Origin of the sequence: Gilliamella sp. wkB178, from assembly GCF_001690705.1 — a bacterium.
Lineage (GTDB): Bacteria > Pseudomonadota > Gammaproteobacteria > Enterobacterales > Orbaceae > Gilliamella > Gilliamella apicola_K.
The window spans coordinates 158,399-172,983 of the sequence record NZ_LZGK01000001.1 but is presented as its reverse complement, the minus strand read 5'-3'; the positions used below and the strand labels follow the sequence as shown (position 1 = coordinate 172,983).

Genomic DNA, 14,585 nt, shown 5'->3' with positions numbered 1-14,585 from the left:
ACTAAAATTGTTATGATTACCGACATAAATATCAAAAATATTAAAGTTTCCATTTTTACTACCGATAACTTATCCATCAGCACAGATATTGAATCTGATTTCAATATACAGTTGATTTTACTAATTATATTTAAGGAGATAAAAAATGGCACAGGTAATTAATACCAATACTATGTCTTTAATGGCAAAAAATAACCTAAACAATTCACAAAGTGTATTAGGCACAGCAATTGAACGCCTTTCATCAGGCATGCGTATTAATAGCGCTAAAGATGATGCTGCTGGTCAAGCAATTGCAAACCGTTTTTCATCAAATATTCGTGGTTTAACTCAAGCTGCTCGTAATGCTAATGATGGTATTTCACTTGCACAAACTACGGAAGGTGCATTAAATGAAATTAACAATAACGTGCAACGTATTCGTGAACTAACTGTACAAGCGGCTAATGGCACTAACTCTGAAAGTGATTTACAATCTATCCAAAATGAAATTACTGAACGTTTAGAAGAAATCGACCGTGTGTCTCGTCAAACTGATTTCAATGGTTCCAAAGTATTATCAGAAGATAAAACTCTTAAAATCCAAGTAGGTGCTAATGATGGTGAAACCATTGAAATCAATTTGAAAAAAATTGATAGCACTGAGCTTGGCCTAGCGGCATTTAATGTTTCTGATGCGCCAACCGCTGATCCATTAAAAACAATTGATAAAGCGTTATCAACAATTGATTCATTACGTGGACAACTTGGTGCGGTGCAAAACCGATTTGAATCTACGGTAACTAATATCAATAACACCGTAAATAACCTAAGTTCTGCGCGTAGCCGTATTGAAGATGCTGACTATGCCACTGAAGTATCAAACATGACTCGCGGTCAAATTTTACAACAAGCCGGTACTTCTGTATTAGCGCAAGCTAACCAAGTTCCACAATCAGTATTATCTTTACTTCAGTAAGATATTAACCACTGATTTAGTCGTTATACTCAATTAATAAAACTAGCACTAACGCTGTCGAGTTAACACCGTTAGTGCTATAACCATTTTTTAATAACAATGTTTTAATAGTATTAATTTTAACGACGCTATTTCTAACAATTGCATACCTAATAACTTTTCTAATAACAATAATTACCTATTGTTTATTGGCTTATTCCGCGCATTAAATTAATAAATCATCGCCATAATACTATTAAGCATTTTTAATATTGGTTCAAAAAATGGGTGATAGTTTATATAACTCTCAAGGTGTAGTGAATCAAACAGATTGGCAACAATATATCTATTTAGTGCGTAATGAAGCTTTAAAATTAGTCGCTCGATTACCTGCAACAGTAGAACTTGATGATTTACTCCAAGTTGGTTATATCGGCTTATTAGATACCATTAAACGCTATGACGCAGCGCAAGGTAACAGCTTTGCAACTTTTGCGGTGCCTAGAATAAAAGGCGCTATGTTAGATGAGTTGCGTAAGCGCGACTGGTTACCACGACAAATTCGTAAAAAAATAAAAGATGTTACTTATGCCATTAATCAATTAGAACAACAGTTAGGTGTGACGCCAACAGATCAGCAAATTGCTGAATATTTACAAGTATCATTGGCTGAGTATCATAAAATACTCTTGGATTCTAACGTTAGCCAAATATGTTCATACGATGAATTGCAAAAAAAGTTAGGTGATAACATAGATGTAATGATTGAATCTGGGGCAGATAACAATCCTTTTGCCGCCATTATTAGTGATGAAATTCGTAACGTTATTATCCAACAAATTGATAATTTGCCCGAAAAAGAAAAAATTGCTTTAGCGCTTTATTATCAAGAAGATCTCAATCTAAAAGAGATTGGTAAAGTCATGAATATTAGTGAGTCACGCGTAAGCCAACTGCATAGCCAAGCGATAAAAAGAATAAGAAGTAAAGTACTATCATAGAAAATCAATAATAAAAAGCGTAATTAATACACAATTTATCGAAAATAAACAGAAATTAATTTTTTTATTGACCTTTATCGTTTAAAAATGTAATTTTAAATATAAAAACATTGTCTGGCATATATTTTTACGAATATATAGTTTTATACTGGATTTAAAAAATATGGATTGGTGATTAAATTGGATAATGTACTAGATGACGATATTCTCAAATGTATACATCATTTGAACCTTTCAACTTTATTATTAAGCCAACGGATGCTTGAAAAAGATAAAATCATGGCAATGTATCGATTAGGGATTGATGAAGAAACTGCTGATATCCTAAGTAATTTAAGTGCCTCTCAAATGTTAATTTTATCTGAAACCAACCAATTAACCTTCCAACTCAGATTCGAAAATTCAGAAATGATGAAAAAACTTACAGAAGACTCTCGGGTTAAAGATATTAAACAAATGCATACCGGGATTCTGTTATCGAGCTTACTATTAGACTCAATTAATAAGTAGATAGGAAATGCGGATGAGTTATACCAGTATTATTCAAAAATATAAGGATGTTCAATTAGCAACTCGGTTAATTTCACTTGGAGCGAGGATCCAAATGCTCGAAAGTGAGACTAAATTAAGTCGTGGTAAACTGATTAAATTATATAAAGAAATTCATGGTTGCCCGCCGCCCAAAGGCTTATTACCGTTTTCAACCACATGGTTTATGACCTGGGAACCCAATATTCATTCCAGTATATTTTATAACGCTTATCATTTTATAGTACAAAATGGCAGTAAACCCGGTATCCATTCGATTTTAAAAGCTTATCAACTCTATTTAGAACAATGCCAATTAACTCATGATGAAGGACCCGTACTCGGCGTAACCCGAGCCTGGATCTTAGTCAAATTTGTTGAAAGTGATGTGATGCAACAATCTTGTTGCAAAGAATGTAAAGGTCGTTTCATTACCCATGCTTACCAACCCAATAATAGTTTTATTTGTAGTTTATGCCAACCACCATCAAGAGCGGAAAAGAATAATAAAACCCCTAAAGAAAATCATGCTAAATGCCTGCAAGTATTAGCTACCGTAAACAACTTTAATTCAGCCTTTGCTAAGTTTTAGGCGGCTAATAACGACGAAAGATTAAACATACCTAAAAATAACAATTATTATTTTATGGAAAAAAAGGAAAACCAATGCCAATTATTATAGGATATGCTGTTGTCATCATTTCTGCATTAGCCGGTTATGTTTTAAGTGGCGGCTATTTAGCAGTACTATTTCAACCTTTAGAATTACTTATTATTGGTGGTACTGCAATCGGGGCATTCATTGTCAGTAATGAAATAAAAGTGATAAAGGCCACACTTAAAGCCCTAGGTCAACTATTTAAAAAGTCCAAATATAACAAAGCGCTATATTTAACTTTAATCAATTTAATGTACACCATTTTAACTAAGATCAGGCAAAATGGCGGTTTATCTATCGAAGCGGATATTGATAATCCTAAAGAAAGTGAATTATTTAAACAATACCCCCTCATCTTAGCTAATCCACAAATTTGTGATTTTATTACCGATTACTTACGGCTGATGATCAGCGGTAATATGGATGTGTACGAAATTGAAGCATTAATGAATGAAGAAATCGAAACCAATGCCCATGAACTGGAAAAACCAGTAGATGCCATTTCCAGTGTCGGTGATGGTTTACCGGCATTTGGTATTGTAGCCGCAGTAATGGGGGTGATTAATACCTTAGCCCAAGCCGATCGCCCTGCCAGTGAGCTGGGTGAACTCATTGCTCACGCCATGGTGGGTACTTTTTTAGGTATTTTATTGGCATATGGTTTTGTTTCACCCTTGGCGGCATTATTAAAACAAAAAAACGCCAATACCATCAAAATTTTAGAGTGCACTAAAGTCATACTTATCGCCAGTATGCATGAGTATGCACCGCAAATCTGCATTGAATTTGGTAGAAAAACTATTTTCACTAATGAACGGCCAACCTTCTTTGAATTAGAAAAATATATTCAAGAAGTTAAAGAAAAAAACACTAACCAAGCTGAAAATAGTTAACCATGAAAGATAAATCAGTAAGAATAATTATCTCCAAAAAATCAAAACATAATGGTGGTCATCATGGTGGCTCATGGAAAATTGCCTATGCTGATTTTATGACCGCCATGATGGCATTATTTTTAGTTATGTGGCTAATTGCCAAAGCCAGCCCTCAAGAACTACAAGGTATTGCAGAATATTTTAGAACACCTTTACTGGTTAATAATAATGGTGGCAAAAATATTAGCGATAGCGAAAGCCCTATTCCCGGTGGTGGCGATGATGTTACTAAACAACTTGGTGAAGAAAAAAACACGCCAATAAATACTAAAACCGAAACTCTAGAATCAAAGCAACTAGAAAAAATACAGTTTATTGAAACCGCCCGCAAGATTAATGAAGTTTTCGAAATAGATCCCCGCTTACAAAAATTAGCGCCAAACTTAATCATTGAATTAACTGAATTGGGGTTACGGATCCAAATTCTCGCCACCGATGATCAACCCATGTTTGATATTGGTAGCGCCGTAATTCACCCCAATATGCAAGAAATATTATTTGCCCTAGCGCCAATTTTAAATTCCTTGCCCAATAAAATTACCTTATCAGGGCATACCGATGAACGCCAATATATAACTGGTGATCGTGGTTATAGCAATTGGGAATTGTCCGCAGACCGTGCCAATGCCTCAAGGCGGGAACTTATTGCCGGTGGTTTAGATTCCAGCAAGATCATCCGCATTATCGCATTAGCCGACACCGTTGGTTTAAACAATCCTAATTATAGTGCCGATGCCAATCGACGTATTAGTCTGTTAATCTTGAATAAAGCGGCACAACAATATATCGAAGAAGAAAATAATATGACCGGTATCGATTTTTTAAAACAATTACAACCAACTAAACCGGAATAACTACTGACTTTAACCAAAGAGTTTTCATCAACGACAAAATTAGCTAAAAACAATTAAAGTTTTTTAAAGTTTGGCCGATATAACTAATACCCCATTAGTTTGATAATCAAATTATTGACCGGAATTATATTAGGAGTTTTTATGGCCAATTCATTGATGAATACAGGAATTAGTGGCTTAAATGCCGCGCAAAATATGCTTAACGTCATAAGCAATAATATCAGTAATGCGCATACCCCTGGTTACAATCGTCAACAACAAATTTTGAGTCAAGCTAACGGCACCAAACATGGTTTTGGGTTTATTGGTAATGGCGTTAAGGTAAGCACAGTCAATCGTACCTATAATCAGTTTGTAGTTGGCCAATTACGCCAATCGCAATCACAAAATGGCGCCATCAAAGCTTATTATAATGAATTATCAAAAGTTGATAACTTACTTGCCGAAAATGACAATAGCATTTCATCACAAATTAATAATCTTTTTGACAGCTTAAACAAACTGTCTGCCAATGCTAGCGATCCATCAATTAAACAAACAGTTATTAGTAATTTAACTTCGTTAACTAATCAATTTAATAAAACTGAAAATAACTTAAACAATCAAATAGCTAACCTCAATACCGAGTTGGCGAATAATGTTGATAAAGTCAATTCCTATACCCAACAAATTGCCGAGTTAAACCAAAAAATCTCACATTTACAAGCAGTAAGTGGTGGCAATGAACCCAATGCTTTATTGGATCAACGTGATCAGTTAGTCAACGAATTAAGTGAAATTATTGGCATTACGGTAACCGAACAAAATGGGCAATATAACTTGTCATTAGCCAATGGCTTAAATTTGGTTCAAGGTTCAACTGTCAACCAATTATCGGTACAGCCATCTAAAGATGATCCCGCATTAAGCACCATTATTTACACTCATAATTCCGGAGCAACACAAGAATTAACTAGCCAAAATATTACCACGGGCACGTTGAATGGATTATTAACATTTCGTGATGGTCCTTTAACTGAAGCAAGGAATCAATTAGGCTTAATCGCTTTAAACTTAGCAGAACGTTTTAATGAAGTACATACCTCAGGTGTCGATATAAATGGTAATCAAGGTGAAAAATTATTCGAGTATAATCAACCTAGTTGCATTACTAATAGTAACAATCAAGGTAGTGCCACAATTAATGCCAATTTTAATTCAGTTACTGACGTTAAAGCCTCTGATTATAAAATAGAGTTTAATGGCAATGATTGGGTCATTACACGACTTTCCGATCACCAACAAATCACCCCTGAAATTGAAAATGGCAAATTAATATTTGACGGTCTAAGCATTGAAATTAGTGGTACTCCAGTTAGTGGTGACTCTTTTATGCTTAAACCCGTTGCCGACATTGCTTCATCATTACAACTATTAGTTAAAGATGTTAATAAACTCGCCACTGGCATTAATGATGACGAAAACGGTGCCGGAGACAATCGTAATGTAGCTCGCTTATTAGCCATCCAAAATGAAAAACTGGTTAATGGCACCGCCACATTAAGTAAAGCTTATTCGACTTTAGTCAGTTATATTGGTAGCGAAACGCAGACTGCAAAAATTTCTGCGCAATCAAGTCAAAATATAACCCAAGAGATTAATGAACAAAATCAATCAATCTCAGGAGTTAATGTTGAAGAAGAGTATATCTCGATGCAGGTGTATATGCAGTATTATCAAGCTAATGCCAAAATAATTGATGCGGCGACCACTATCTTCGATACCATTTTAGGTTTAACCAAGTAATAACAGGATAACCCATGCGCCTTAGTACTAATTTAATGTATCAAAAGAATTTAAATAGTATTTTAAATACTAACAGTAAATGGCAAACATCGGGGCTACATTTAGCCACTGGTAAGAAAATTTTGTCACCATCAGACGATCCGATGGCAGCCGCACAAGCATTAACATTAAAACAAGCTCAAGCCCAAAATGATCAGCTACAAATTGCCCGTGACCGCGCGGATAAATCATTGAGTCGCCAAGACACCATACTAAAGGAAGTAAATACTGTCATTCAAAAAATCCAAGAAACTTTAGTTTATGCCGCTAATGAAACTTTAAATGATGACAATCGCCTTGAACTTGCCAATCAATTACAAGGTTTAAAAGATCAATTGTTAGCCTTAGCTAATTCCAAAGACACTAATGGTAATTATCTGTTTGCTGGCAATAAAAATGATACGCCACCGTTTATCACTGATGAATCCGGCAACGTGAGTTATGTTGGTGGCAGCACATCCATCACTGTTCTCATTGATAATACTCGAGAAGTTGCCCTCAGTTTTACAGGTCTGCAAGTATTTATGAGTGGCGCAAACGTTAAATTACCGGATGGTACGCCAGCAGAGAGTAATATTTTTGCCAGCATTGATTATGCAATTGCTGCCTTAAAAATCGGTATTGACGGTAACAGCCCAACCGCTAGCCAACAATTTAGAGAAGGACTCTCGAAAGCCAGTTATGGCATAGAAAATTCGTTTAATAATATTTCAATGCTAAGATCTGAAGGTGGATCGGTATTAAACGAAATTGAAAGATTAACTAATCACGGCAAAACCTTAGACATTGATTTTGAAACCCAAATCAGCCAACTTGAAGATGTTGATTGGTATGACGCAATTTCGGAATACGTTATGCTACAAGCTAATTTGCAGGCGGCACAATATACCTTTATGAACATGCAAAACATGTCGCTGTTTCAAATGAAATAATTTATAAACAATGTAAGCAATAGTCATACAACTAGCAAGGAGGGTTAGCCCTCCTTTTTTATTTTATGTCGTTTTTAATTTATGTAATTTCTATGTCATTATCTGGACACAATTTGTTTAAAACCTGATACCTTGGTTAGCGAATGATTGGCGGCGATTTGCTCAATGCGAGCAATAATTTGGATAAGCTTATCACTATATTGCGGATCAGTAGCATAATGCGCTGCCTGTAATTCTTTGGCAGCAGTGCGCGCATCTGGTGCATTGACCACGCCACGATAACGTGGATTTTTAGTTAATAAATTCAGATAGTCAGTTAAAGCGTGTTGCTTACTATTATAGACTTTAAAATCATCCTTAACTTTAATCATGGTATTATTAATATATTCTTGGGTGGTTAACCGCGTAGACCTACCTTGCCAAGATGGAGTGGCTTTTATACCAAAATAGTTATGACTGGATTGATTATCTGCAGTTGTGATCTGCTTTTGTCCCCAGCCGGTTTCTAAAGCTGCTTGCGCAATAATTACTTCATATGCAATGCCCGATATTTTCGCCGCTTGTTTGGCTGGCTCAAGCCAATCTTTTACAAATTGAGTCACATAATCTTCTGCAAGCGTAGCCGTATTAGCCGAGATGGCTGAATTTTCCCTAGATGGTGATGACGGTGGCGTTTGGTTATTGCGATAAAGCAATTGTCCTAAGGCTTGTGGCGTAAGATTAGCCGATTTATCACTAAACAACGATTGCGCTAAATAAAGCTGCGGTTGACTATTATTGGCTTGTTTTTGAGTTTGAGTTTGAGCGTTAACATTGACCGCTGGAGATGCGCCGCCGGTTAATTGTTTGGTTAGCATATCCGCTAACCCTAATCCTTTACCCGCAGCTTGTTGCGCAATTTGCTGATCAAACATGGCCGTAAATAATTGCGAGGATGACTGATTAAACAAACCACTTTGTGGCACTGCTTTACGCATACTTTGCATCATCATATTCATAAATAATGATTCAAATTGTTGTGCTACTTGTTTAACGCTCTCAGTAGAACCTTTGGCAGCATGTTGTTTTAATTGATTAAGACCAGTTAAATCATAAGCAAAACGGTTTAATGATTGACCCATTAGATTACGCATATAATATCTTCTTTTCGATTAGATTGTTTCCAAGGTAGCATGTAAACAACCTGCGGTTTTCAGTGCTTCTAGTATTGACATTAATTCAGTTGGATTCGCCCCAAGTAAATTCAATGAGTTGATAACCTGATTCAAATCGGCACTAGACGATACGTTATGTAACGCGCCACCTTGCTGTTCAATACTAACTTGACTGTCCGGCACGACTACGGTATTGCCACCAGCTAATGGTGTAGTAGGTTGGCTCACATTTAATTTATTACTAACCACTACCGATAAATTACCATGAGCAACCGCACAATTATCCAATTTAACTTTTTGATTCATCACCACTACGCCAGTGCGAGTATTAATTACTACTTTGGCTGATACTGGCGTACTAGCAATATCCAAATTTTGTATGCGTGATAAGAACTGTACCCGATCATTACTCTCTTTGGGCATTTTTAAAGCAATGGTCATACCATCTAATGCCGTGGCCGAATTTTTTTGTAATTTGTTAATGGCTTCTGATATTTTTAACGCCCGGGTAAAATCAAATTGATGCATATGCAGGTGAATAATATTTTGTTTATCTAAGCTGGTGGCTAATTCCCGTTCAATAGTAGCGCCATTAGGAATAGTCGCCCCCGCCATTTGATTAATGCTGACACTACTGCCACCGCTAGCACTAGCCCCCATACCACCAACAAAAAGATTACCTTGGGCAATAGCATATACCTGATTATCGGTACCTTTTAATGGTGTCATAATTAAGGTACCGCCACGTAAACTTTTGGCATTACCTAGAGACGATACAACCACATCCATTTGTTGACCAACACGAGCAAATGAAGGTAACTTCGCGGTAACCATTACCGCCGCAACATTTTTTAATTGCATGTTACTACCTGTCGGCACCGTGATACCTAATTGCGATAACATATTGGTAATACTTTGAATCGTAAACGGAGTCTGTGATGTTTGATCTCCGGTACCATCAAGGCCAACCACAATACCATAGCCAACTAAGGCATTTTCCCTAACGCCTTGAATGGTAACTAAATCACGTATGCGTTCCGCATGACTCATAGGTGCAATGAGTAACATCAAAGTGAAAGCAATTAATTTACGCCATGTTGTTATCATAAAAACACTCTTTAAAATGGTGAAAAGTTTAAGAACAGGCGCTGCAACCATCCCATGGTTTGCGCTTCGTCGATATAACCATTGCCCACATATTCAATCCGTGCATCAGCAACTTGTGTCGAAACGACGGTATTATTACCACTGATAGTTCTGGGATTGACCACACCTGAAAAACGAATAAATTCAGTACCTTGATTAATTGCAATTTGTTTTTCACCAATGACTTTCAAATTACCGTTAATCATTACGTCTTGCACGGTAACGGTTATAGTTCCACTAAAGGTATTTTTGGCATTAGCTCCGCCCGAGCCTTTAAAGTCATTATCACCAGAAATATCGGTATCAACTTTACCACGACCGACTAAACCATCGAGGAAAGTGGGGACGGCTTTAACCCCAAGGTTAGCTGAGCCATTACGACCGGCATTAACTGAAGAACTTTTACTAGCACTGACATTTTCCTGCAATACAATAGTCAACACATCACCAATATTACGCGGACGGCGATCTTCAAACATCGGCTGATAACCAAAACTACTCGGTTGTACCGACTGAAAAATTGAACCATTGGCATTCACAATTTCAGGCATTTTCGGGACAATACTGGTTTCACCTTCAACTAAGGCTTTTTTGGGTAATTGCGCACAACCACATAAAATCACTAGCAGCGGAATATACAAAAATCTCATTACAGCTGTCATAACAGTTATCATATGCTCAAATTTATAACTGGTTTAAACGTTGTAACATTTGGTCTGAAGCAGAAATAGCCTTACTGTTGATTTCATAAGCTCGTTGAACTTGAATCATATTGACCAATTCTTCAGCAACATTAACATTAGAGGTTTCGGTATAACCTTGGTATAACAACCCGGCACCATTTAAGCCTGGTGTATTTTCAGTTGGCGCTCCTGAGCTTTCGGTTTCTAAATACAGATTTTCACCCATACTTTCTAAACCAGCATCATTGATAAAAGTATGTAAGGTTAATTGACCTACTTGCACTTGGGATGATTGATTGGCTAACGTCACATTAACGATACCATCACGAGCAACTGTCATTTTGATTGCATTAGACGGGATATTAATCGTTGGCTGAATTTCATAACCGGCAGCAGTAACCAATTGACCATTTTGATTGACTTGAAATGCGCCACTACGCGTATAAGCCTGAGTACCATCTGGTAATAACACTTGAAAAAAACCTTGGCCATTAATGGCAACATCACTACTATTATCGGTCAACTCCAAATTACCTTGGCTATGAATACGTTCGGTTGCAACTGGGCGCACACCGGTACCAATTTGTAACCCCGATGGTAATGTGGTTTGCTCTGATGACTGAGCACCCGGTTGGCGCACCGTTTGATATAATAAATCTTCAAAAACGGCTCTTTGCCGTTTAAAACCACTGGTACTGACATTAGCTAAATTATTGGAAATAATATCCATATTCATTTGCTGTGCCGACAGTCCAGTTTTGGCAATCCATAATGATTTAATCATGGTTCTTCCTTGTTAAGTTAATGATAAAATTTGATTGGCTTTTTGAGCATTTTCATCCGCGGTAATAATTCCTTTCATCTGCATTTCAAATTGGCGTGAATGACTGATTAAATCAACCATTGCTGAAACTGGATTTACATTACTCGCTTCTAACACACCTGACATAAGCACAGCTTTAGGGTTGTCCGGCAGCACTGCTCCACGCTCATTTTTAGTTGCTGGCGTTAATTGAAAAAAGCCATTATCACCACGCATAAGCTGGTTACGCTCAATATGGACGCGTTTAATTTTACCCACTTGAGCAATTGTTGTCGGTTTATCACCCGCCCCTAAAGCCGTTAATGTACCATCACCACTGACACTCACATGTGAACGTTGTGGTACTGTCAAAATGCCATTATCGCCAATTAAAGGATGACCCTGAATTTTGAGGGTACCATCTTCATCAATGTCAATCGCACCATTGCGCGTATACGCTTCACTACCATCAGCTAACTGCACCGCTAGCCAATGATCTTCGGGTAAAGCAACATCTAACTCGCGTCCGGTATAATTAAATGCACCTAAAGTGGAATCAAAAGTCGGCGTAGTAGCTGTTACCATAGTCCGTGTCGGCTGGTCATTACCTACTACCGCAACGGCTTTCATAGTAGTTAATTGCGCTCGAAATCCCGTGGTAGTCACGTTGGCCAGATTATGCGTAGTCACCGACTGGCGATTAAGCACCTGACTGGCTGCGGACATAGCGGTATAAATAACACGATCCATTGATCACCCTTAAATTAACGTAAATTTACTAATGTATTTAAAATTTGATCCTGAGTCTTAATGGTTTGCGAATTAGACTGATAATTACGCTGTGCCACAATCATATTAACTAACTCTTGGCTCATATCTACGTTTGATGATTCTACGGCACCGTTGGTTAATGATCCCAAGGTACCAGAATTAACCGAACCTAATACTTCAGCCCCGGAATTAATGGTTGATCGCCAATTATTATTACCGGCAGATTCCAAGCCATTAACATTTGCAAAATCAGCCATGGCAATTTGCCCTAATAACATGGTTTGTTGATTAGAGTAGATCCCATAAATAGAACCATCATCATTAATGCTGTAACCGACTAAATCACCCGGTGCATAGCCATCGACAATTGGGGTTTTGATACTACCCACTTCTTTACCCATATTTTGTTGTGAACTATTAGCTAACGATAAACTAAAGGTATTGGCTGCCGAACCATTAATGCCATTAAGGCTAATAGTCATTTGTGGATCACTAATTAATTTACCCGATGAGTCAAATTCCATCTGTCCACCTTTTACCAAGGTTGCATTAGGGTCGCTACTATCCAGATAATGCACATCCCACTGGTTATCTGCGGTTTTTACATAAAAAAGCTGAACATTACGTTGATTACCTAGCGAATCGTAAGTACTGATGGTAGTTGAGTAATTAAAGGTATCAGCATCCAAGGGATTGACGGGTTGTTTTTCGGGGACTTTACTATTGGAATTTAAATTGGTTTGTAATGATGCTTTAGTAGTTGCCGCGGCATTGAGCATTTCTTGTGAAATTTTTAACGGCCCGGGCGTTGATCCTTGCTGGATTGTTGGTGGCGTACCGCTGGCAAGGTATCCTGTTAAATGCAAACCATCCGCCGAAATAATATTACGCTCAGAATCCAATTGAAATTGGCCATTGCGGGTATAATAAACTTGGCCACTACTATCCACTAACCGAAAGAAGCCATTGCCAGAAATCGCTACATCTAAACTATTATTGGTGGTGGTAGTGGTGCCATCGTTAAAATTTTGCATCACTGCTGCCACTTTCACCCCCATGCCTACTTTTGAGCCGGCATACATATCGGCAAAAGAGATGCTAGCACTCTTAAATCCTACTGTTGCGGAATTGGCAATATTATTACCAATTACATCCAATTGCTTAGATGCAGCATTCATACCACTAATTGCTTGAGAAAATCCCATATCAACTTTATCTCCTTAAAGAATCTGACGAACTTCGTCAATACTTATTGAACCCAGTATTCCTAAATCCAGTAATACTTTATTGTTAACTTTGCTATTAATCACACCATACACAACGGAATAAGCTAATGAAGTAGAAGATACTTTTTGACCATCATTACTAGCATTAACTGTAAATGTATAGCTACCATCAGGGGCTACGGTACCGTCATTGAGTACCCCATCCCAAGTAAACGAACTGACCCCAGCAGGAATAGCGCCTAAATCCACTTCACGCACTACATTGCCATTTTCATCCTGAATAGTGATGATTACCGAATCAGCATCACGCACCAGTTCAAACCCAAATGGCGTAGTAATAGTTTCATTTTCTGTACTTGAACCTTCTGCTTCAGCTGTCGCCACCAAAATTTTATTGCCCGGAACCATAACGCCTTTACCAATCATATTACTGGCATTAACCGATAAACTATCGTCAATCTGCCCGGAAACCATACCTAACGTGGTATTGAGCCTTTCAATTCCGGCCAAGGTATTAATTTGTGCCAGTTGCGACGTTAATTGGCTATTATCCATTGGATTAGTTGGATCTTGGTTTTTCATTTGTGCAATCAATAGCGCCAAAAAGTTATCTTGCAACTCCTTACTGGAATTGCCATCTGCTGACGTTTTTTGAGTAGTATTAGTACTTTTGACTGCTGAAGACTCTGCCACTGGCACATTAGCAATCCCCATAAGTTTCTCCTATTATTGCCCTAATGTTAGCGTTTTTAGCATTAGGCTTTTGGCGGTGTTGATCACTTCAATATTCGCCTGATAACTACGTGAGGCTGAAATGGTATTAACCATTTCGGCAACGACATCAACATTGGGCTTTTGAATATAACCTTTGGCGTCAGCTAATGGGTGATTAGGTTCATACACTAAATTCATTGGTGCCGGATCTTCAATAACTTGGGTCACCTTAACCCCTGCCACCACATTTTGGTAACCATTATCATCTACTTGAAAAACGACTTGTTTCGCACGGTAAGCCGTTCCCGAGGTACTAGTTACACTATCAGCATTAGCTAAATTACTGGCACTAACATTCATGCGTTGTGATTGCGCCATCAAAGCCGAACCAGAAATTGCCAAAATAGAAAAACTCATTAT

The 14,585-nt window shown here is 37.6% G+C and carries 16 protein-coding genes; 8 read left to right on the top strand and 8 right to left on the bottom strand.

Going from position 1 to position 14,585, the window contains the following annotated elements; genetic code table 11:
* Window positions 1-145: 145 nt before the first annotated feature.
* The 8 genes from A9G13_RS00790 (at window position 146) to flgL (ending at window position 7,669) form a co-directional block, all read left to right on the top strand.
* Entirely contained in the window at window positions 146-958 is an 813-nt protein-coding gene (locus A9G13_RS00790) for a flagellin N-terminal helical domain-containing protein (RefSeq protein WP_065555731.1), read from the top strand.
* 263 nt (window positions 959-1,221) lie between these two features.
* Window positions 1,222-1,938, top strand: coding sequence for an RNA polymerase sigma factor FliA (locus A9G13_RS00785; RefSeq protein WP_065555730.1), 717 nt, complete (start codon window positions 1,222-1,224; stop codon window positions 1,936-1,938).
* A 180-nt stretch (window positions 1,939-2,118) separates the two neighbouring features.
* Window positions 2,119-2,448 carry a flagellar transcriptional regulator FlhD gene (flhD, locus tag A9G13_RS00780; protein WP_065555729.1) on the top strand — a complete coding sequence of 110 codons (330 nt, stop codon included), beginning with the start codon at window positions 2,119-2,121 and terminating at the stop codon, window positions 2,446-2,448.
* A gap of 13 nt (window positions 2,449-2,461) precedes the next feature.
* A complete protein-coding gene (gene flhC, locus A9G13_RS00775; RefSeq protein WP_065555728.1) occupies window positions 2,462-3,058 on the top strand; it encodes a flagellar transcriptional regulator FlhC in 597 nt (198 codons plus the stop codon).
* Between the two features lie 74 nt (window positions 3,059-3,132).
* The gene (gene motA, locus A9G13_RS00770) at window positions 3,133-4,017 is read left to right on the top strand and encodes a flagellar motor stator protein MotA (RefSeq protein ID WP_065555727.1); all 885 of its coding nucleotides are present in this window, start codon (window positions 3,133-3,135) and stop codon (window positions 4,015-4,017) included.
* A 2-nt stretch (window positions 4,018-4,019) separates the two neighbouring features.
* Entirely contained in the window at window positions 4,020-4,913 is an 894-nt protein-coding gene (gene motB / locus A9G13_RS00765) for a flagellar motor protein MotB (RefSeq protein ID WP_065555726.1), read from the top strand.
* A 141-nt stretch (window positions 4,914-5,054) separates the two neighbouring features.
* Window positions 5,055-6,698: a flagellar hook-associated protein FlgK gene (flgK, locus tag A9G13_RS00760; RefSeq protein ID WP_065555725.1), complete on the top strand. Its 1,644-nt coding sequence runs from the start codon at window positions 5,055-5,057 to the stop codon at window positions 6,696-6,698.
* Between the two features lie 14 nt (window positions 6,699-6,712).
* The gene (gene flgL / locus A9G13_RS00755; protein ID WP_065555724.1) at window positions 6,713-7,669 is read left to right on the top strand and encodes a flagellar hook-associated protein FlgL; all 957 of its coding nucleotides are present in this window, start codon (window positions 6,713-6,715) and stop codon (window positions 7,667-7,669) included.
* Window positions 7,670-7,767: 98 nt separating this feature from the next.
* On the opposite strand, the gene flgJ is transcribed toward flgL, so the two are convergent.
* The 8 genes from flgJ to flgC are packed head-to-tail and all read right to left on the bottom strand — an operon-like array spanning window position 7,768 to window position 14,585.
* The gene (gene flgJ, locus A9G13_RS00750) at window positions 7,768-8,802 is read right to left on the bottom strand and encodes a flagellar assembly peptidoglycan hydrolase FlgJ (RefSeq protein WP_065555723.1); all 1,035 of its coding nucleotides are present in this window, start codon (window positions 8,800-8,802) and stop codon (window positions 7,768-7,770) included.
* Window positions 8,803-8,820: 18 nt separating this feature from the next.
* The gene (locus A9G13_RS00745) at window positions 8,821-9,930 is read right to left on the bottom strand and encodes a flagellar basal body P-ring protein FlgI (RefSeq protein WP_065555722.1); all 1,110 of its coding nucleotides are present in this window, start codon (window positions 9,928-9,930) and stop codon (window positions 8,821-8,823) included.
* Window positions 9,931-9,941: 11 nt separating this feature from the next.
* Entirely contained in the window at window positions 9,942-10,631 is a 690-nt protein-coding gene (locus tag A9G13_RS00740) for a flagellar basal body L-ring protein FlgH (protein WP_255307331.1), read from the bottom strand.
* Between the two features lie 22 nt (window positions 10,632-10,653).
* The gene (flgG, locus tag A9G13_RS00735) at window positions 10,654-11,436 is read right to left on the bottom strand and encodes a flagellar basal-body rod protein FlgG (protein WP_065555720.1); all 783 of its coding nucleotides are present in this window, start codon (window positions 11,434-11,436) and stop codon (window positions 10,654-10,656) included.
* Window positions 11,437-11,448: 12 nt separating this feature from the next.
* On the bottom strand, window positions 11,449-12,204 hold the full coding sequence (locus A9G13_RS00730) for a flagellar basal body rod protein FlgF (protein WP_065555719.1): 756 nt from the start codon (window positions 12,202-12,204) through the stop codon (window positions 11,449-11,451).
* A 14-nt stretch (window positions 12,205-12,218) separates the two neighbouring features.
* Window positions 12,219-13,430, bottom strand: coding sequence for a flagellar hook protein FlgE (gene flgE, locus A9G13_RS00725; RefSeq protein WP_065555718.1), 1,212 nt, complete (start codon window positions 13,428-13,430; stop codon window positions 12,219-12,221).
* 15 nt (window positions 13,431-13,445) lie between these two features.
* On the bottom strand, window positions 13,446-14,165 hold the full coding sequence (locus tag A9G13_RS00720; RefSeq protein WP_065555717.1) for a flagellar hook assembly protein FlgD: 720 nt from the start codon (window positions 14,163-14,165) through the stop codon (window positions 13,446-13,448).
* A 12-nt stretch (window positions 14,166-14,177) separates the two neighbouring features.
* On the bottom strand, window positions 14,178-14,585 hold the full coding sequence (gene flgC / locus A9G13_RS00715) for a flagellar basal body rod protein FlgC (RefSeq protein WP_141670830.1): 408 nt from the start codon (window positions 14,583-14,585) through the stop codon (window positions 14,178-14,180).

What these genes read in the sequence shown, in the direction of transcription:
- flgJ (WP_065555723.1), bottom strand. Translation starts at nt 8,802, where the DNA reads ATGCGTAATCTAATGGGTCAATCATTAAACCGTTTTGCTTATGATTTA.
- A9G13_RS00790 (WP_065555731.1), top strand. Translation starts at nt 146, where the DNA reads ATGGCACAGGTAATTAATACCAATACTATGTCTTTAATGGCAAAAAAT.
- A9G13_RS00720 (WP_065555717.1), bottom strand. Translation starts at nt 14,165, where the DNA reads ATGGGGATTGCTAATGTGCCAGTGGCAGAGTCTTCAGCAGTCAAAAGT.
- flhC (WP_065555728.1), top strand. Translation starts at nt 2,462, where the DNA reads ATGAGTTATACCAGTATTATTCAAAAATATAAGGATGTTCAATTAGCA.
- A9G13_RS00785 (WP_065555730.1), top strand. Translation starts at nt 1,222, where the DNA reads ATGGGTGATAGTTTATATAACTCTCAAGGTGTAGTGAATCAAACAGAT.
- motB (WP_065555726.1), top strand. Translation starts at nt 4,020, where the DNA reads ATGAAAGATAAATCAGTAAGAATAATTATCTCCAAAAAATCAAAACAT.
- A9G13_RS00745 (WP_065555722.1), bottom strand. Translation starts at nt 9,930, where the DNA reads ATGATAACAACATGGCGTAAATTAATTGCTTTCACTTTGATGTTACTC.
- flgE (WP_065555718.1), bottom strand. Translation starts at nt 13,430, where the DNA reads ATGGGATTTTCTCAAGCAATTAGTGGTATGAATGCTGCATCTAAGCAA.
- flgG (WP_065555720.1), bottom strand. Translation starts at nt 11,436, where the DNA reads ATGATTAAATCATTATGGATTGCCAAAACTGGACTGTCGGCACAGCAA.
- motA (WP_065555727.1), top strand. Translation starts at nt 3,133, where the DNA reads ATGCCAATTATTATAGGATATGCTGTTGTCATCATTTCTGCATTAGCC.
- flgL (WP_065555724.1), top strand. Translation starts at nt 6,713, where the DNA reads ATGCGCCTTAGTACTAATTTAATGTATCAAAAGAATTTAAATAGTATT.
- flgK (WP_065555725.1), top strand. Translation starts at nt 5,055, where the DNA reads ATGGCCAATTCATTGATGAATACAGGAATTAGTGGCTTAAATGCCGCG.
- A9G13_RS00740 (WP_255307331.1), bottom strand. Translation starts at nt 10,631, where the DNA reads ATGACAGCTGTAATGAGATTTTTGTATATTCCGCTGCTAGTGATTTTA.
- A9G13_RS00730 (WP_065555719.1), bottom strand. Translation starts at nt 12,204, where the DNA reads ATGGATCGTGTTATTTATACCGCTATGTCCGCAGCCAGTCAGGTGCTT.